The sequence below is a fragment of the Luteolibacter sp. genome, from assembly GCF_039920825.1.
GTDB lineage: Bacteria > Verrucomicrobiota > Verrucomicrobiia > Verrucomicrobiales > Akkermansiaceae > Luteolibacter.
In genome coordinates, this window is record NZ_JBDSCX010000064.1 from 20744 (window position 1) to 39470 (window position 18727).

The following is an 18727-nucleotide window of genomic DNA, read 5'->3' on the forward strand; positions in this document are numbered from 1 at the left end:
ACGGCAAGGGATGAGTTTTTTGATAAATGATCATTAAGTGTGGGCCAGATAAGGAAAAATGGCGGATTATCCCGGCAGGCAGGAACCGCCCATGAACCAACCACGATCCAAGATCGAGACCGCGACGATTCCCCAATTCACCACCGGATTGGGACAGGATCAGAGCGGCGAGGCGGTGGCATTGATCGAACGGATGGCCAAGGAGGACGGCTCGGCCCTCACCGAGTTGCATGAAATGTGGAGTCCGATTTTACTCGGAGCAGCCTGCCGGATGCTGGGCGACCGACGCGAGGCGGAAGAAGCGGTGCAGGATACATTCGTCCGCATGTGGCATCGGTCCGTGGACTACGATCCGAAGCAATCTCCGCCGTTTGTCTGGGCCTTCGCCGTGATGCGCGGCTATTGTATCGACCGGTTGCGTTATCGCCATCGCGGCAAACGGGATTCCTCGCGGGTGGTGCCGATCCATCTGCACTCGGTGCCTGAGGAACTCGAGGACCCGCGGGTCATGGCACTCGACGATTGGCGGCGCGTCCGCTCCGCCCTGAACATTCTTGAAAAGGAAGAACGTCGATGCCTGGAGCTGGCAATTTTCCTGGAATACACCCACTCGGAGATCTCCGCGCATTTGGGAACTCCTCTGGGGACGGTGAAAAACCGACTCCGCCGCGCTTTGGAAAAAGTGCGCAACCAACTATCACGCCATGAATTCTGATCCACACGAGAGCGCCGCCTGGCGAACCTTTGGCATGCTAGACGCCGACGAGGCCGCCGGTTTCGACGAGACCATGCGCCATGATCCGGAGCTGAGAGATGCTTATCGGGAAATGGATTGTCTCGCCACCGCCATCGCGGTCACCGCCACGGTTCCCGTCGCGCCGCGGGCGGGCCAGCTCGAACGGTTGCATGCAAGACTCGGCCTCAATGCTTCGAAACGCACGAACTGGTTTGGCATTTCCGGTTGGGCTGCCGCCGCCGCTCTTGCCATGATTCTCATACTCGACCGCCATCCGGCCCGAGTTACTACCGTGGCTGAAATCCAACGAGGCGATTCTGTTCCTGCCGTCTCCGTAGAGAAGCATACCATGGCGGCGGAATCCAATCCCACCGAGGAAAATGACTCCGACGTCGCCCGGAAAACAGATCCCCAGCAGGACATGGCGCAGGTCACCGGTTCCGAAGTGGATGGCAAGGCCGTCGCCAAGGTGGAAACGAAACGGCTGATCCAGGAAATCGAAGTACTCCGCGACAAGCTGGAGAATTTCCAAGAACGGGACCGCAAGCGATTCGAAGCCGTGGACGGGATGGCCTGGCCGATCGTGATGCGGATGGTTCCTCCGGGAACTAACGGCGAGATCACCGGCAACCCGCTGCTGAGCACCGAAGAGCCTCCGATCACCGCGATGTTAGGCGACGCTCTCACCGCATCCAACATGGCGGTTCCCAACTACGCGCAGAACGTCACGCGGGGCGGGGAACTGGCCAAGCCCAAAGTCGATCCCTCGGCGATTCCGATTTATGATGCGGCCCGCGACACCGGCACGCTGGTGGTAAACAATTTGCCAGCCAAGACTGCGTCGGAAAGTTATAATTTATGGGTCAGGACCGAGGAAGGCGGTAATCCCGTTTACGTCGGACGGCTTCCCGAATCCAGCAATCTGCAGACGGAATCCTTTGACTTCAGTCTCGGTTCCACGGCGATCGTGCCGTCCGGTTTCGTCCTCACCAAGGACACAGGAAGCGAGCCGGTCACTCCGTCCGTGGATAATACGATTCTTCAAGGACCGCACTGAGGTCCGATACCTTTGAAGATTCAGCCCCGAGGAGGGGAGGACTCCGATCCGCCCCAGCCTATGAAAAGCCAATGATTCGAGGGACAGCCGCAATGCATCGGCTTTCCACGGGCACGGAGATTCGGAATGGGAGCAACGCGGACACGGCCGGAGCCAAATCACCGCTCTCCTGTTCCCCTAGGCACCAACCTGCAATCTGGACAAAGGAACCAACTTTTGGCCAACGGTCTACGCGGGGTTGGGTATCGGGCTTGAGTCGTCTGCCCAGCAGTGCGCGACGCTCTGCTCGTACCGTAGCGGCCCCGCTCCTCAGAGGGGTTATGCTGACTCCGCGTGAAATGAATTTGCCTACGGACCAGCCAGTCCGGGCTGCGCCATTTTTCACCAGGTCTGCTAGACTCTGGATCCGCGCTCCAATTCACTCCGGCTTCAGCCGGGGAGACTTCTTGCCGAGGACCATCACCTCGCGTTCCTTGCGGAGACCGTCGTTGATTTGTTTCAACCACGCGGCATCCACCTTGGGGATGCGGTCGTAGGTGAGGAGGCCGTTGATTTCGTGTTCCACGTCGCTGGTCTGGGTGTAAACGGCGGCGGAGAGGCCGGCTTCCCGGAGTTGCAGCATGTGGTTGATGGTGCGCTGGTAGCGGCTTTTCCATTCGTCCAGCGATGCGGGCAGGCCGCCGTATCCCCAGTTCTTCGCATCCGCGTCCCACAAGTGGTCTTTCATGGCGAATCCGTGGCCGCCCATTTCTCCGCAGACCTTGATGAAGTCCTTGAACCGCTCGTCCCGCAGCGGGAAATCGGGGTCGGGATAGTTGTGGGCGGAGGCGATGTCACCGGCCGGCCAGAAATTTCCACCGGAGGCGAGGCAGACAAGGCGGGTGGGATCGTATTCCTTGGCCATCTTGCCGATCTCCATACTGTCGTGCTGGCCCCAGGCTTCGTTGAAGGGGGACCAAATCAAAACGCTAGGATGATCGCGCAGGTGATCGACCATCGCCTTGTATTCGGTGATCCACTGCTGTTTGGCGGTCTCCGGCCAGATGGCATCTTTCGGGTCCGAGGCGAGGCGAGTCCATGGCGGGCTGGAGCCTTGCGGCGCGTCCTTTTCCCACATGCCGGCGCTGACCTGATCTTGCCAGACGGCGAGGCCGAGGCGGTCGCAATGATAGTAGTAACGGGCAGGCTCGACCTTGACGTGCTTGCGGACCATGTTGAATCCGGCGGCTTTGATGAACTTGAGATCGGATAGCATCGCCTCGTCCGAAGGCGGAGTAAGCAGTCCATCCGGCCACCAGCCTTGGTCCAGCGGGCCTAGCAGGAAGATCGGCTTGCCGTTCAGGGCGATTTGCAGGTTGCCTTGGGCATCGCGCACCTTGCCGACGGCTCGAAGGGCGGTGTAGGATTGCACAGTATCGATAACCTTTCCGCCGCCATCCAGCAGCTCCACCTTCAGGTCATACAGATCCGGCGTTTCCGGCGTCCACCACCTCGGTTCCGGGATTTCAATGGCCAGCTTGTCGCCGCCAGTTCCAACAGCCACTTCCTTGCCACCGAAGGAAACGGATACCCGAAAACTCTCTCCACTCACCGGCGTCCCGCCAAGCCTCGCCCTAATCTTCAAGACAGGGGCATAGGCATCCTGCCTGTTCTTCATGCTCTCCCCTCCACCCTCATGATTCTGGACTCTGGCTTCTTTGTTCTCTTCCCCACCGCCATCCGGCGTCTCTCCTCTTCCTTGATTCTGGTCTCTGGCCTCTGGCTTCTCATCTACGACCACTGTCTCAAAATCCAATTCCTCAACAAACCGCTCCGGCACCTGCTCCAGCCACACCGTCTGCCAGATCCCCGTCACCCGGGTGTAGGTGATGCCACCCGGCTTGAGCGCCTGCTTGCCTCGGAGCTGCCAAGCTTCCGTCGCGTCATGCACGCGGACCACCAGCTTGTTCCCGGCGGCGGCTAGAGCCGGGGTGATATCGAAGGAAAACGGCGTGTTGCCGCCGATGTGCCTGCCGACCTCCTTGTCATTCACCCAAACCGTCGTTTCGTAATCGACCGCCTCGAAGTGCAGCAAGGTCCGCTCTCCGGCGATGACTTTCACCGACAGGTTGCGCTGATACCACAACGCCTGATCCGGCTCAATCAACCTGCCGACGCCCGACAACGACGATTCCGGACAAAACGGCACCAGGATTTTTTCCATCAGGAGTCGCGACCTTACTGTCGCATCTACCTCTTCCTTTCCTCCCACCGCATAACTCCAAAGCCCATTCAAATTCGTCCAATTCTTCCGCTGGAGCTGAGGACGCGGGTATTCCGCCAAAACCGCTGCTGGATCCAGTTTCGTTCCCCAAGGCGTCAGCATTTCACCGGAAACAGATGTCCGTTCCGCCATCGCAGGTTGAAAGGAGAGGAGCAGAGGCAAGAGAGAATACGGTTTCATGGGGGATGACGGCTTACAAAGAAATTTTGAATAGAAAGTGACCTGAATGCATGTTAGTCGGGACCTGCCGACTGCACCTGGCGATGTTAGTCGCAACTGCCCTGCCGATTTTCGTGTTAATCTCCAAGCTCTTCGACTAAACCCACTATCTCTTTCTCAGATTCAAAAACTTTTACGATTACTCTGATTTCACCATGCTCCCTTTTCACCTGACGAATCCATAAAGTAGATTCCTCTGAATCGCGGATCATATTGTATATATTTCGAATTTCTAAATTATCCATCCGCTTCCACTCACCCCCGGACAACCACCTACTCAAAGTGCTCGCAGAATCAATTTCTGGCAACTTTTCAAAGCCCGGCAAAACCTTATTCTTCACGTCGGACCAAGCATTTATATTGATAACTCCGGAATACCTAATAACCCAAATTGCAGTCAAATCCGCCCCGGGAGCAACCCACGTAATTTCACGCCTTTGATTACTACTTACAGCGCTATCAAGAATTCCTTTAAACTTGACAAAAGAACTATTTTCTAAATTTTCATTTCCCCGCTCGCACGAAGCGCAACAGATCAACGGAATAAGAATAAGAGCTAAATTTTTAAACAATTTTAATATTATTCTCATGGATCGATCTTAGTTGGAGCATTTCCTTTTACCCACTTTATGTGTTCAACCCGTTTTCCGCTAACTCTAAATTCTTTGGCTAAACCAACTCGACTCATGTGGTACCATGTACGATCGGTAACGCCCGGCCCCGCGAAATCCTTATAAAGGTTACCCTTGTCCTCAAAATTATAAACGTCATCAATTCGTGTTTTATATATATAATGAATTATTGTTTCTCCATTCACCGAATCACACCACATTTTACCCTCGTTTCCATAGTAATAATTGTTTAGCGCGTAATGCACGTAGTCAGACTCAGGACCCTGCAACTTCCAATCTGGAGTATCAAATATATCAACGATATTAAGATAGCTTGCATTTTTATCAGCGTATTCGGCCCCTTGTTTTAACGTCGCTTTGAGTGTTGCTTTCCAGCCAGTCTCTTCTGATAGCATTGTCTCCATTTCTTTCGATGCATCATATTCATCTCCGGTATTTCCAAGATAGTGGCGAGCAAGCGCTTGACCAAAACTACTCCTAATAGACATCAGGCCTGTTATCCGAATAAGATAATCTTTCATTACAAAATCAAATATCGTCAATTTTTCGGTCGATGGTGTAGAAAACGAGCTCTTCTCTTTTCCCAGCGATCCTTTTTTCCAAGCCATTCCCAACACATCGTAACTATTCACACCATTGTTACCTGCAAAACAATACATGTTCATACCCCCCTTTTCCTCAATCGGGTCTGAGGACAACCATCTGCCATTTTGAGTCTCATAATACCTATAGCCATAGTAATACGACCCCGTCTCCCCATCCTGTATCTTTGTGGAGAACCCGAAGCTGCACGGGGCCGCGCCCTCGCTAACGAGCGTGTTCCCGAAGGCATCGTATTCACGGCGCGAGGTCGGAGCGGATTGATCGCTTTTGGTCCACGCTACGATGTTGCCATTGCCATCGTAGGAAGGGGCGTGGAGGTTATTGGTTATTGGGTTAGAAGTTATTTGAGTGGAGACAGTGAGGAGACCGCCGACGCCTCCCGCGCCTTGTAGGGTGCCGGAAAGATCCAGTCCCCACGTGTAGGTGTTGAGACGGGTGAGGTCGGCGGAAGTTGTATCGGTGGAGGTTTCCGCAGGCGCGGAGAACTCGACGATGGGATTCCAGCCATCATAGAGCCAGCGGCGGCTGGAGGAGAAGGTCGGGGTGCCTGATGTGCCGCCTTTCCAGACCGTTCTTGCGATCCGTTTGCCCTGCCAGTCGTAAACGAACTTGAGTTTAGTATAGGGATGGTTGGCGCTGGTCGCTTCGGAGGTCGTTTCCATTTGGATCAGGCGGTTTTCCGCGTTCCAAGTATAGATCCAGCGGCCGTCGTTGGTCAAGTTCCCGTCCACATCGTAGGAAGGGGCGAAGGAGGCCTTGGCATACCAGAAGTTCCGGGTGGTCGCCAGGGTGTCGTCGTCCTTGCTGGTGATGACGCTCTGCCAGACCGGTGCGTCGGTGTTCGAGGCGGTGAGGGCGCGGTGGTAGATCTCACCGTATCGACCATCGGCGGCAGCTCCGGCCACCTTGATCGACCAACCGGCGGGAGCACGTCCCACAGCGGTACGGCTGTTGGCGGTGGTGATAGTAGCGTAGCGGTTACGAGAATCCGGCGTGTAGGTGTGATCTCCCATGACCGGTGAGCTGCTTGCAAGGCGGTTGCCGATGCCGTCATAATTGTAAGCGGAGGCGAGCGGCGGAATGGCCGTCCCCGCTGCCGTTTTACGGGTGGCGGTGGTTACTTCGGAACGGTCGTTGTAGCCGTATTCCCAGAACGAACCGTCCTGGAAGGTGTTTTTCGTGCGGCGGCCGAGATTGTCGTAATCGTAGGCGTGGGAAGAAATGGCGGCGCTCACGGTCGTACCGTTCATCTTGTCGGACCGGATGCCGGTGAGGCGGCCCGGCGTGTCGTACCAGCGGGATTCCCGGAACCATGAAGTGCCGTTGCTGGCCAGGGTGTTGATGGAGGAGATCAGCGAGGAATCCGGATGGTAGGTGTAGCGGTGACGCTCCACGGAGTCCTGTTTGATTTTTTCCAAGCGGCCCGCGGTGTCATACTCGTATCCCACAGTGAGGACCGGAGTGGTGGCATTGGAATTCGCGGTTTCCTGGAAGCCCGCCGGACGGCCGACGGAATCCGGCGCAAGGGAGCGGATGCCCAGAGCGGGAATGAGCGTGTGGCCGGAGGTGTAGAAGCGGGCGTTCAGAGTGCCCGTGCCGGGATGGTAACTCAGAGTTTCGCTCCCCACCCCGGCCTGAGTGACATCTGTCGGTCGCCCCAAGCGGTCGAAACCGCTGAAGGTGACATCCGGCGTGGCATTGTCCTCCGTCGTGCCGCCCGAATAGACGATGCCGGTGATGTCTCCATAGGCGTTGTAGGACCAGGTGGTGACGGCTCCCCTCGCCCAGGTCCGCGTGGCCATTTTCCCGGAAGCGTGGTAGGTATAGTCGGTGTGTTCAGCTCCGGCATCGATCTTGGATAAAAGCAGCCCGGTACCCGCCTGATAGACCCACTCGGTGCAATCGGACGCCGAAGCGGTCCGCCAAGTGAACATCTTTGTCTTCGCGCCATAGGCATCGTATTCGTAGGTGACCTTGTAAGCCGCCGTTCCCGCCTCCTCGGTGACTTGGCCAAGCGCGGAATAGGCGTAAGTGGTGGTCTTGCCCTGAGGATTGGTGACGACGGAGAGTATTCCGGCGGAGGGATGATCCGGGCCGTAATAGAGGTAAGAGGTGACTTTGCCGGCGTTGTCGAGGGCGGAGGCCAATTTTCCATCGGCGTAATAGCCTTTCCGGGTGACGGCTCCGCGCGGTGAAATTTCCTTCAGGGGTTGGCCGAGTCCATCGTAGTTCCAGGTGGTCGGAGTGGCGGTGTCGTGGCCGGATCGGGACATCAGGAGGCCGTTGAAGTTCACTGCCACGGCGCTGATGGCCCAGGCGTTGCTCGTGAAAGTTTGGGTGACGATCTTGCTTGCGCGGTTGATGGAAGTGGAGGCAGTGGTGGCTTCTCCGGTGGGCGAGATGGAAACGGACTGGGAGGCAAAGCCGCTGGGTGCGCCGTAAAGGCATTGCTTGGAAATGCTGGTGATGGCGGATGACGATCCGGAACCGTCGTAAGTCTTGCTGGTGGAAACCTGCCACCAGTAGCCGCCTTCGAAAGAATAGGTGCTGCCGGATTCCGTGATCCGGTCGGTGCCGCTTGGCTCCAGAACCGAATTGCCATTGGCATAGTCCGAATCGCTTCCCTGATAGGTGAGGGAGGAATCGGTATAAGGATGGACCCGCACGTAGGGAGCCACATTTCCCGAATCCGACACCGTGCGGACAACCCGACTGGAGACGTTTCCGGCATTCCAGTCCTCGGCGTTGCCTGGATCCAGATCTTCCGTGAACAGGTTGGTGGCGGTGACTGTTCCTGTTCCCATGGGATTGGGAGACACCGCGGCAATTGTGCGCCCCGCCCAATCCGAAACGGTGGTGACGTAGCGCGGGGAATTGGTCAGATCACCGGAGCGCCGGGTGGTGCTTTTGTTTCCAGATGAGTTGACGCTGTATTCATAAATCTCATCCAACACTCCGGTTCCGGTCACCGAAACAATGTTACCGTCGGTATTTCTTGTTTCCAGTCGCGTCAACCCGCCGGGCAGAATGGTGAGCGTGTCCCGCCCGCCATTTGGATAGGAAGTGGTGGTGACGGCTCCGGATGCATCGGAGTTGTAAATGGTTCTCCCCATGAGATCCTCCACGCTCACGGATTGCCTCGATAGGCCACCGCCGGAGACCGTGGTGGTCGTGGTACGGACATTGTAGGAATGGGTGGTCAGGATGTCGGGCTGGGCTTCATAGGAACCAGCGGTGCTCACTCCCTTGCGGGTGGAGGCAAGCGTGTCTCCCAGCGCATCCGAAATCCGGCGCGTTTCAATCCCCTGCTCGTCCCACTTACGGGTTTCGTCGCCGGAGATCTGCTTGGTTTCGGAAACGATGCGGCCATCTTTTTTCTCAACGGTTTCCTTGATCGATCCATCTGGCCAATTGACATACTCAAAGGTGGTGGTCGTGGCCAATGCCCAGGTCGTCGTGCTGTCACGGATCCACAATTCGCGTTGGAGCACCCGCCCTTGAAGATTTTGAATCTCGATTTCCTTGGTGCCTTCCAACACGGCAGCAAGGTAAAAGTATCCTCTGACAGCAACCGAAGTCTTGCGAATGAACCCGCCATCCGAGGTGGCGGGAGTCTCGTCGGCGGTGAAGACTCCCGCAACAAAGGTGCCACGCTCGTAGCCTGTGATTTCCCCGTTTCCCTCCTCATCGAGGGAAGCGAAGGATTCTCCGTCCCAGAGAGAGCCAGGAGTGTAAGAGGTATCATAGGAAACCGACATCGAGGTCATCGACTTCGCCGCGGAGGCGAACTCGTGCCGCGCCTGTCCCTTCAGTATGATCCCGCTCAGAATATTGTACCAGCTTCCCTCAAAACCCGCCTCGTTGAGCAGGCTGATGAAACTGCCTGTTGGAACCGAACTCGATGCATCGGTCCATTTGCTTACCGTTCCTCCTCCCGGAAGGGTGGTTACCTGGCTCGCAATTCCATAAGCCTCATGGTCGCTCGCCGATGGATAGCGATAGGTGGTGATCGTGGATTCGGAGTTTGCCGCTGATGCTCCGGTCTTTGACGAACCATTCCACGGGCGAAGCGTCTCCCTCAATGCCCCGATCCACGATGGATCACACCCGGACTCGGAACCGGTGTAGTAATTGTAAACTTCCCATGAGCCATCCGGCCGGGTCATGGATTTCACCCGCGTTGGAGGCCAGTCCGGCGTGTAGGTGGTGATTAGAGCAGCCGTGGAAGTGGAATAGTCCACCTCCTGGGTGAGGAAAAAATTATACCCGATGATCGGTGCGGATGATGAGTCGGGGCCATGATCGGCAAGGTAAGTGTAATATTTCGCGGATTTGGAATACAAACTTCCGCCGCGGGTTACCGTGGTCTGATCCGTTCTGGACCAGATATACTCGGACGAACCGCCGCTGTAGCTGAATGCCGAGACATAATCCGTGGTTTCCACATTGTCCTCGATCACCCGCCACGAAAGGCCTTGGGCTGAAGTGGAAAGAACGTCGCGCACCCTTGTCGTGCCATTCGCTCCGATACGGGTGATGCGGACTCCGCCTTGGTGATCTGCTGCCGCCAATACCGGGGTATAGCGGATCACATTGAAAGGCGTGACACCGGAATTGAGATCGTAGAGGCCCGAGCCGTTGATCACAGGATTAAACTGGCTGGCATCGTAATATTGAATTTCGAAACCGTCACCGCTAATGGGTTGAAAAATCAGCAGATTTGCCTTGGTCTTGATCTGACTGATGCGGTTGTAGTTACCGTAAACCACATCAAAATCCTCCGAATCCACACCGGAATTGTAGGGTGAGAAAAAGATCCCATCAAAGTTCTCCACCTTTAGATTGTATAGGTCGGCGAGTGACGGAGTGATCATTCCCGCAAGTCCGACCGATCCCGCCTGCGTTTTGCTCCCATCCGGACCCATGCCTTCGATGGGGACGGATGACTCGAAGGATGCGGGATTGAATTGGTATGGAAGTCCATTGGAAGCAGGTCCGCTTGAAAGCGCACCTTGTGGGATTGTTGGCGCATTCTGGCTGGACGATTCCCCGGATTCGCCTTTCGAGTCGGCCGAATCCTTATCGTCGTCCTTCACCAATTTGATTTTGAACCAGCGTGAATCGGGGATCATCGGAGAGCCCTGCCCCAAACCACTACCATGCGTGTCGTAATGTCTTGTTGTCGTCGTGGCCTTGACCCAATTCTCCGTGTTACCTGACGTTTCGAGAATTTCGAGGTGTAATCCACAAGCCTTGGAGAGTTTGAAATCACACCTGAAATACGAACCCTCACACATCGCAATATCTCCCCATTCATCCTGTGTCCCACCTGGGACAAAATCCACTACCACCCAATGTTCCCCGATTGAAAGTTTACACATCTCCGGGGCGAGCGGTTGAGTGAGAGCCCTGCCAATCGCGCCCCATGTCTCATCCGTATGGTTGTCTTTGGAAATGTTGCTGACGGGATCTTGAATCTGCTGCAAGAGCGGGGGTCCTATCGGAATTTTGGCCTTGTCCACGGTGATTTTGACCGAACCTTCATATCCCTTTATTTTGGCGGCGATGACGCGAAATTGTAGCTCGGGATTTGATCCACAAAGGCAATCCGCAGCGACTGCGGAGCCACTCCCCTGAATGACTAACAACAATACGGCTGGCAACGTCCTACCGCGAATGCGCGACATTAACTTCAAGGTGGGGTGAATGAAGGGAAATGGATTCATAAGCTTTTCGGGGACGGGAATGTGAGATTTCAGCAGAGGGGAATTCACTCGGCTGGATTCCAAACCATGATCGAGCTGGTAAGGGCATCGGTGGGTATGGTCGCCGGATGCGTCGGATCGGGATCCACGCTATCGGGGATGCCGTCCCCATCGGTATCGGCGTCATCGGGCGATGTTCCCGCCGCCGTCTCCTGAGCTCCTGTCCAACCATCACCGTCCATATCGAGACTCGCCAAAGCCGAGCCGTAACTGATGGTGAAATCCACGGGCGCCGAGTAGCCCGGAAGACCGGTGGAATCGGTGACCACGGCAAACGCGTGATACGAGCCCTCTCCCAGATTGCTCAACGTCATCACCCAAGGAGCGGATGATATCTGGCCGACAAAATTCCCCTGACAATAAAAATCCACCCGGCTGATGCCGGAATCGGAATCCGTTGGCGATGCCGTGAGCGTGGTGCCTGCCGGATATGAATTCGCCGTCACGGTGCACGCCAGAGTCACCTCCGGCGGACTCGGCGTTAAATCGAAGCTGGCGATTTGAACCGGCAGAAGGGTGGAAGTGCTCGATGCGGTTTTGCCCAGTTGTGCGTAGGTATTGTTTCCCCAACCGTACACCTTTCCGTCAGCATCGAGCGCGAGACTGGAGTCACCTCCGGCGGCGATCTTTACAATATTGGCGAGGTCGCCGGTCCCTGACGGGTCCTTCACCTTGACGGCATATCCTTTGGCAGCGGTGGAGTTGTCGCCCAAAGATCCCTTGGTGTTTGCTCCCCAGGCCCAGACATTTCGATTTTCATCGAGAGCAAGGGTGTGGGCCGTCCCTGCGGAGACAGCGACGATCCCGGCCAACGCCGCACCACCGCTTTTCACGACGGTCACGGGATAGGTGACAGACGCGGCAGACAACAGATTGTTTCCCAAGCAGCCGTTGGCTTGTGCGCCGAAGCACCAGACACTTCCTTGGAGAGCCGAATCACCATCCTTCCAGCGAACCACCACAGAATGTGCCGAACCAATCGCGATGTCCCAGGCATCCGTAAGCAAGTTGCTGGCATCCAGCTTCACCGGCCAAGCCCGCGTGAGGCCCGTCGTATTGCCCTGGCCCAGTTGGCCGCTGGAATTGGTTCCCCAAGCCCAGACCTTGCCTGCTCCCCCGGCCTGCTCACGTGCGGAGGGTTCCTTGGCCAGAGTCGAGCCTTGAGATGCTAAACTTGTAATGGACAGGGCAACGCGGTTGATCCCGCCAAGATCAGGGAAGCTTCCAATATCGCCCCGCTGCACCTTGCCGGCATACTTCCGGGTAGTGGGGGTCGTTCCATCACCTAACCGGCTGGCGACATTGAGCCCCCAGGTGTAAACAGCCCCGCTGCTGCTCACCGCCGCGGAAAAATTAGCCCCGGCCCCCACCGCCACACAATCGGTGAGCATATCCGTCGGTGTGGCGCTCTTCCTCACCTGCACGGCGTTTGGCTGGTCCACATTACTTGTATCACCCAATTGTCCGAAGCTGTTCCGTCCGAAGGCCCAAACCGTGCGATCATTCCTGAGGAAGACGCTGTGTTCCTTTCCGGCGGCAAACGACCAGGCGTCATTGATCGAAAGAGCCGCCGGATAGAGCGATTGCAAGGGAACCGCGATGTTAGCGGTGTTTGTCTGGCCATTTCCCAACTTCCCGAAATCCTGACCTCCCCAAGCATTGAGTCCAATGGCGGAACTCAATCCCAACGAATGGATTCCGCCAGTGGCAATATCCCCTGTAATGGCATAGGAAGCGGATGTGGTGGCACTGGATTCAGTATCCGTCCAAGCCTTGGCCTTGACGGTGAGGTTCCGGGCCAGGGGAATGCTCCCGCCCGACGGGATCGAAAAGTCGAACAAAGTTGGCTCGGCACCATTGAGGGTGTAGCGGATGCGGGCTCCTGGTGTCGCGCAGTCCACCTTAACGGTGAATTTCACGCTGGAATTGCCATCCGAAGGACTCAAGGCGGGGGCGGCGACGGCAGCGAACCCGACACCCGTGGTCATCACCAGGAAAGAGAGTGTCAATGCTTCAAGCCCGTGCTTCATCGAGAGATTCCTTTTCATGAGGGTTTGATTTGACTTGGGATTTCTTTCATCGGCTGCTGATTCAGAACGAGAGCAACGTCGGCGGAAATACGAAGGTCAATCGGATAGACGCCGGATAGACCATTGTCGAGAGAAATTCCCGATGTCACAAATCGTCCCGAGATCGCACGCGAAAATCGCGCTAACAGCGCCGAAATGATCAAGGTTAAATCCCGAAAAAGGCCACTGTGAGTGCCGAAATGGTAAATCCTCGCTCAGAGGGACGCTCTGGCGTAAAATCCAAGCAAAGGGTTTCCACTTGTGAAGCGGAAGAAATCCGTTCACACGATGGTGCCCCATCGCAGTTTTCCGGCCATATCCGCGACGCACCGAGTTAATTTCGGACGCAACGTGGTTATTTCCGTGTTGCCCGAGGTTAAGCCGAAGGTTGATGATGGTAACTCCGAGGCGCATTCAACTCAGTGCGACCCGAAAGATACCGAGTCCGGGTCTCACAAGATAAGGGAAGACCGGAAGCAACCCTGTCCGGTCCTCATTGGGTTTCAGCGCGGCTCTTCCTTAACCGGGTCCGTCTTGCTCCTAACCGCCTCCGGCACTTTGGAAGTTAGATACGGGCACTTCGTAACCACGTCCGGGACAGAGGCAATCAAGTCCAGGCCTCACTTGACCGCATCCGGGTTCGGGCCTTCCTTAACCGTCTCGCGACCGACACCAACTCCATCCGAGGGTGGAAAGCGGTCAATCTGGTCCGGCTGAATTCTTGTCAAAGACTCATCTCCGGTCAGCGGCGCGGGGTTCATGAATGTGCGTCCGGCCGGAACGGGCACCCTGCCGAGGCTTAGCAGGCATTGCACTGGAGATCACCAACTGGTGCTGATGGAGAACTCGATGCGCGGATCGCCATCGAGGTCGTCCGGATGATCGATGGGAATTCCAAGGTCGATCCGTGACGACAGCATTTCCTCGAATCTCCAACGGACGCCGATGCCGACCGAAGCGAGTTGTCCGGTGTCGGTGTCTTCATCGCGATGCAGTGCGGCCGCATCAATGAAGGTGAGTCCTTGAAACGAGCCGGCCCTGGGAACTTGATAGAAGCGCGATTGCAATTCCAGCGTGGCGACGATTCCGGTCGATGCATAACCGACGGTTTCATCGAAACCACGAACGCGGTTGTAGCCTCCCGCTGATAGTTGGTCCGACGAAAGCAACGACGAATCCGCCCATTGACCGCGGCCTCTGCCGACCAAGGTCGCGTTCTCACCGAGTTTCAAAGTCCGCTCGAATTCGAGGCGCGCGACCAGCGACTCGGCTCCCGAGCCTCCAAGCGCGATGTAGTCCTCATCATTCGAACCGAGAACCCCCTGCCCCGGATTGTAGGAAAGCGACGCATCGACCCGCGACATACCGAAGTGGTCAGTTAGACGCCCTTTCCATCCGGTTTCTATGTTGAAGAATTTCACCGTCTCGGACGGACTGTTGGAGAAGGTGTAATCGTTGTTCCTGTATTCGAGTCCCATCCGCCACTCGTGGCTGACCGCGTGCCAGCGCGGCAGCGGCACCCGGTAACCAACCGCAAGCCGTGAAAACTGTCCACTCTGGTCGATCGGTCCGGTGCCGTTGGATTCGGACTCGGTGTAGCCTGACGAAATCTGCAGGAGATGACGCCACGGCAGCGGCAATTCATAAATCCCGCTGACACCCTGCAAATCCCGGGGATTCAGCGCGGAGGTGTACTGCGCGGTGATCCGGTGATCGAGTGAGAACAGATCGCCATACTGGAAACCGAGAAACAGCCGCTCGTCGCCGAGATCATTGCTGAGCTGGTTATCGACGCCGGCGTAAACCCGCCACACTTTCCGAGCCGCCAGCTTGAGTGTTAGATCCAGCGAATCGGGCGTCGATCCGTCGGCATAGGAAATCGATGCGCGCCGCAGCGGATTCTCGTTCATCCATTCCACATCCTCGACAATGACATCCCCGGAAATTTCATCGCCCGGACGGGTCCGGAAGGCATCGGCCGCGAATTTCATTCCGAACGCCGGCTTGCCTGATAGAAGCACCTGCCCCGCGCGGGCCGGTTGGATCAAAACGGCGATGACGCCTGAAGTGATTTCCTGTTCGGGAAACGATACCTGCATGAAAGGCCGGCCGAACGAACGGAACGCAATCTCCAGCTTCTTCGTCAGTTCATCCAGCGAACGGAGGGAAACCGGCTGTCCCAGCGACGGCTCGCAAATTTTCCGAATCGCATCGGCTTCCCTATCAGAAAATCCGTCCAGCACCAGCCGATCCTTGTCCTGCCGTTGAAGTTCAAGCGCGGTCGCCGCCGTGGAGCCGATAGCCAATCCGCGCAACGCCGGCAACAGAACCTGATCTTGGCCCGCTTTCACGGCGTCCGAAGTATCCGGAGTTTCACGGACCGCCCGATCCGGCGCGTGGGATTCACTCGGCGGGCTCGGACGACTCGCCTCATCCGCGCCGATACCGAACAAAGGGATGGGGGCGAGCGTACACAACGATACCAAGGAAGCTGCGGCTTTCATCGGGAATAAGGCATGAGAAAGCCGCCGGATTCACCCGGCGGCTTTCGATAAAATCACATGGTCAAATCAGGAAGTTCAGCGGAGGAAAACCCGGCCCTTCTTGATCAATGCCACCGGCACTTTTTTCTCGCGATTGATTTGGGGAACGACCGGAGCGTCATGCGCCTCAATGTCGGTCGCCTTCTCGTCCTGACCGAGTTCCTTGCCAGCGGTTTCGCCTTTGAAAACCGGGGCCTCGCCGCCTGCCATGTTATAGAACATCACATCAGGATTGTCGCCGCCGCCGCGCTTTACCCAATCGATCGGGACGGTTCCTCCATCTTCGGCAGTTTCAGTGACCTCGACCGCAGTGTCGCCATCTTTGACGTCGCCCGGCTTGTCGTCGACTACCACGTCATCGGATTTTTCATCGGTGACGATGACATCATCGGAGCCCTTGTTGTCATCCGCCTTGCCGCCGGCATCTTTCACCGGCTCAATCGTGACTTCGTCGCCCGCAGGGACGGCATCCACGGGAGCCACGCAAACGGCAGGATCGGCTTTAGGTCCGGCGAGGAGAACCATTGGACTCATTGCGAGTGCGGCTACCGAGCTGATGGTCGTGAGTTTCGAATGAAGTTTCATAGGGTATGTTTTGATTGGGGAGGTTGTATCAGGATTCCTGATTGATCCGCCGCCCATCTCGATTCCGGATCACCTTTTTTGAGAAATTTCCGGACGAATCGAAACCCAAGTTGATTTCTAAGATTGCCACTTTCGCCCGAGAGGGTATATCCTGAGCAACGGAATCTTGGCTATGTGGAAATTCATCAACGATCACTGGCGCGACGGCATTGAAATCCTGCTGCTGGCGACCTGTGTCTACCAGATCTACCGGGCCTTCCGCGCCACCCGCGGTGCCCAGATTCTGGTCGGGTTGGGAACCATTCTGGTCGTTTTGACGCTCGTTTCGACGGTTTTCAAATTCGAGGTCATCGCCTGGATCATCAAAAGCGCGGCGACCGTTCTGGCATTCGCGCTGATCGTGATTTTCCAACCCGAGTTGCGAAACGGCCTGGCCCGGCTGGGCAGCAACCGCCTGTTCTCATTCTCCAGCAAGCGCCGCCTTGCCTTCCTCGAACGTTTCGCGGATGCGGTGATCAACCTTTCCAAAAAGCGCGTTGGGGCCCTCTTCGCAATCCAGCGGGGTATCAGCCTCAAGGATTACCTCGATAGCGGCGTAGTACTGGACGCGCAGTTTTCCCCGGAGCTGGCAATGGCCGTCTTCCATCCCAAAGCTCCGCTTCACGATGGCGGGATGATCATCGCCGATGACCGGGTCGCCGGTGCGGCGTGTGTATTTCCTGTCACGGAAAAGGAAATGCAGGACCGCTCGACCGGACTCCGCCATCGCGCGGCGATCGGCCTAACGGAGCGCACCGACGCCATCGCCGTTGCGGTGAGCGAGGAAACCGGCGGCATCTCCATTTCTGAAAACGGACACCTCCAGCGCAATCTAACAGAGAAGCAGTTCCGGGAGAAGATCGCGGAGATTTTCTTCTCGGGCAAACCAAACAATGAAACTGAATCTGGCACACAACTGGATCGCAAAGATCCTCTCACTCCTGCTGGCGATAGCGATCTGGTTTCTGATTAAGGAACATCTCGCCACAACCATCGACGGACCGTCCGGCAAGCCGCCGCGCGCGCGGATCGTCCCCGAGCCATGGCCCGAAAAGCAGGGCCGATAAAACGAAAAAGCGCCGGAACGGTTTGTCCCGGCGCTTTCCGTGTAGATTGGGAGATTTATAACAATCCGAGCGCTGCCGAGATCAGGAGATCGTCGTCAATCAACCACTTGGCAGCTTCCGCACCGGGATTGCTCTCTTTAGCGGGAGCAGTCGATTCCGTAACATCGAGGGTGAGCCCTTCGCCACGGATCCGCCGGACGATGCCGCCGGCATCGTAGACGGCCATGAACGCGGCAAGCACAGCGACGGATTTTTCAGCGACGGCCGCCTCGTCGTTGCGGCCGAGAAGCGCATCCAGCAGTGTTGGCATCGGGTCAGTGGTTCCCGCCAGACGGGTGGCGGCCCCATTGACGATGGAGGTGATGCCGATCGATCCAGCAGTTTCGAGGGCCTTGGCGAGCGCGGCAGTCCGGGCCGCCAGATCGGCTTGACTCAAGGCGACTGGGATTTGCTTTTCCAAAGCCGACGCCAGCGAAACCTGACGGGCGTGGAGACGGGCCCAATCCGGAGAACGAAGGGCGGAGTCGCCGTCCGAACCGGTGCGGCGGCCCGCAACGCCGGTTTGTACAAACGCGGCGATGGCCTCGGCGGCGCGGTTGCATTTGATCCCGGCACACACCGGAGCGAGGGCGAATGCGGCGAGCCTGCTGGAAAGCAACACGTTGCCCATGGCTTGCATTTTCGCGCCGAGTAGCGCGTCCCGTTCGCGTTTCACGGTGAAAAACTCCATGGCACGGCGCAGGGTAACTTCCAGTTGCGGAATGTCCCACGGCTTGGTCATGTAGCGGAAAATTCCACCTTGGTTGACCGATCCAATGGCGGCGTCGATGTCCGAATAGGCGGTCGAAAGGATCTTGATGATGTCCGGATAGTCGTCCGCGATTTTCGAGAGGAACCCGACACCGGTTTCATTCGGCATCCGTTGGTCGGTCACGATGATGCCGATTTCGTTGGCATGCTGGCGGAAAACGGCAAGCGCCTGGATACCATCCTCGGCTTCAAGAATCCGGAATTTTTCCCCGAACAAGCGCTTGAAATACTTGCGGGTGTTTGCCTCGTCATCCACGAAAAGGATGGCGTAGCGTTGGTAGTCATAGGCGTCGATCTCGTTGCTCATGGTGGTCGATGGAAAGTGAAGGTTGATATCTA

The 18727-nt window shown here is 56.8% G+C and carries 10 protein-coding genes; 3 read left to right on the plus strand and 7 right to left on the minus strand.

Going from position 1 to position 18727, the window contains the following annotated elements:
- The first annotated feature begins 91 nt into the window (after nt 1-91).
- Complete coding sequence (locus ABIQ96_RS18910) at nt 92-715, plus strand: RNA polymerase sigma factor (RefSeq protein ID WP_348216194.1); 624 nt, start codon at nt 92-94, stop codon at nt 713-715.
- Nucleotides 705-1793, plus strand: a complete 1089-nt coding sequence (locus tag ABIQ96_RS18915) for a hypothetical protein (RefSeq protein WP_348216195.1) — start codon at nt 705-707, stop codon at nt 1791-1793. Before ABIQ96_RS18910 ends, ABIQ96_RS18915 begins: the two co-directional genes overlap by 11 nt.
- Nucleotides 1794-2211: 418 nt before the next feature.
- On the opposite strand, the gene ABIQ96_RS18920 is transcribed toward ABIQ96_RS18915, so the two are convergent.
- The 6 genes from ABIQ96_RS18920 to ABIQ96_RS18945 form a co-directional block, all read right to left on the minus strand.
- Nucleotides 2212-4236, minus strand: coding sequence for a glycoside hydrolase family 2 TIM barrel-domain containing protein (locus ABIQ96_RS18920; RefSeq protein WP_348216196.1), 2025 nt, complete (start codon nt 4234-4236; stop codon nt 2212-2214).
- A gap of 116 nt (nt 4237-4352) precedes the next feature.
- On the minus strand, nt 4353-4865 hold the full coding sequence (locus ABIQ96_RS18925) for a hypothetical protein (RefSeq protein WP_348216197.1): 513 nt from the start codon (nt 4863-4865) through the stop codon (nt 4353-4355).
- A complete protein-coding gene (locus ABIQ96_RS18930) occupies nt 4862-10642 on the minus strand; it encodes an RHS repeat-associated core domain-containing protein (protein ID WP_348216198.1) in 5781 nt (1926 codons plus the stop codon). Before ABIQ96_RS18930 ends, ABIQ96_RS18925 begins: the two co-directional genes overlap by 4 nt.
- Nucleotides 10643-11280: 638 nt before the next feature.
- Nucleotides 11281-13323, minus strand: a complete 2043-nt coding sequence (locus tag ABIQ96_RS18935) for a chitobiase/beta-hexosaminidase C-terminal domain-containing protein (protein WP_348216199.1) — start codon at nt 13321-13323, stop codon at nt 11281-11283.
- An 842-nt stretch (nt 13324-14165) separates the two neighbouring features.
- The gene (locus ABIQ96_RS18940; protein ID WP_348216200.1) at nt 14166-15848 is read right to left on the minus strand and encodes a ShlB/FhaC/HecB family hemolysin secretion/activation protein; all 1683 of its coding nucleotides are present in this window, start codon (nt 15846-15848) and stop codon (nt 14166-14168) included.
- A 75-nt stretch (nt 15849-15923) separates the two neighbouring features.
- On the minus strand, nt 15924-16472 hold the full coding sequence (locus ABIQ96_RS18945) for a hypothetical protein (protein WP_348216201.1): 549 nt from the start codon (nt 16470-16472) through the stop codon (nt 15924-15926).
- 172 nt (nt 16473-16644) lie between these two features.
- On the opposite strand from ABIQ96_RS18945, the gene cdaA reads away from it, so the two are divergent.
- Nucleotides 16645-17484, plus strand: a complete 840-nt coding sequence (cdaA, locus tag ABIQ96_RS18950; RefSeq protein WP_348216233.1) for a diadenylate cyclase CdaA — start codon at nt 16645-16647, stop codon at nt 17482-17484.
- A 149-nt stretch (nt 17485-17633) separates the two neighbouring features.
- Here the strand turns inward: cdaA and ABIQ96_RS18955 are convergent, their stop codons facing one another.
- The gene (locus tag ABIQ96_RS18955; RefSeq protein WP_348216202.1) at nt 17634-18695 is read right to left on the minus strand and encodes a response regulator; all 1062 of its coding nucleotides are present in this window, start codon (nt 18693-18695) and stop codon (nt 17634-17636) included.
- Nucleotides 18696-18727: the final 32 nt, after the last annotated feature.

What these genes read in the sequence shown, in the direction of transcription:
- ABIQ96_RS18920 (WP_348216196.1), bottom strand. Translation starts at nt 4,236, where the DNA reads ATGAAACCGTATTCTCTCTTGCCTCTGCTCCTCTCCTTTCAACCTGCG.
- ABIQ96_RS18915 (WP_348216195.1), top strand. Translation starts at nt 705, where the DNA reads ATGAATTCTGATCCACACGAGAGCGCCGCCTGGCGAACCTTTGGCATG.
- ABIQ96_RS18925 (WP_348216197.1), bottom strand. Translation starts at nt 4,865, where the DNA reads ATGAGAATAATATTAAAATTGTTTAAAAATTTAGCTCTTATTCTTATT.
- ABIQ96_RS18945 (WP_348216201.1), bottom strand. Translation starts at nt 16,472, where the DNA reads ATGAAACTTCATTCGAAACTCACGACCATCAGCTCGGTAGCCGCACTC.
- ABIQ96_RS18910 (WP_348216194.1), top strand. Translation starts at nt 92, where the DNA reads ATGAACCAACCACGATCCAAGATCGAGACCGCGACGATTCCCCAATTC.
- ABIQ96_RS18935 (WP_348216199.1), bottom strand. Translation starts at nt 13,323, where the DNA reads ATGAAAAGGAATCTCTCGATGAAGCACGGGCTTGAAGCATTGACACTC.
- ABIQ96_RS18940 (WP_348216200.1), bottom strand. Translation starts at nt 15,848, where the DNA reads ATGAAAGCCGCAGCTTCCTTGGTATCGTTGTGTACGCTCGCCCCCATC.
- ABIQ96_RS18930 (WP_348216198.1), bottom strand. Translation starts at nt 10,642, where the DNA reads ATGATCCCCGATTCACGCTGGTTCAAAATCAAATTGGTGAAGGACGAC.
- ABIQ96_RS18955 (WP_348216202.1), bottom strand. Translation starts at nt 18,695, where the DNA reads ATGAGCAACGAGATCGACGCCTATGACTACCAACGCTACGCCATCCTT.
- cdaA (WP_348216233.1), top strand. Translation starts at nt 16,645, where the DNA reads ATGTGGAAATTCATCAACGATCACTGGCGCGACGGCATTGAAATCCTG.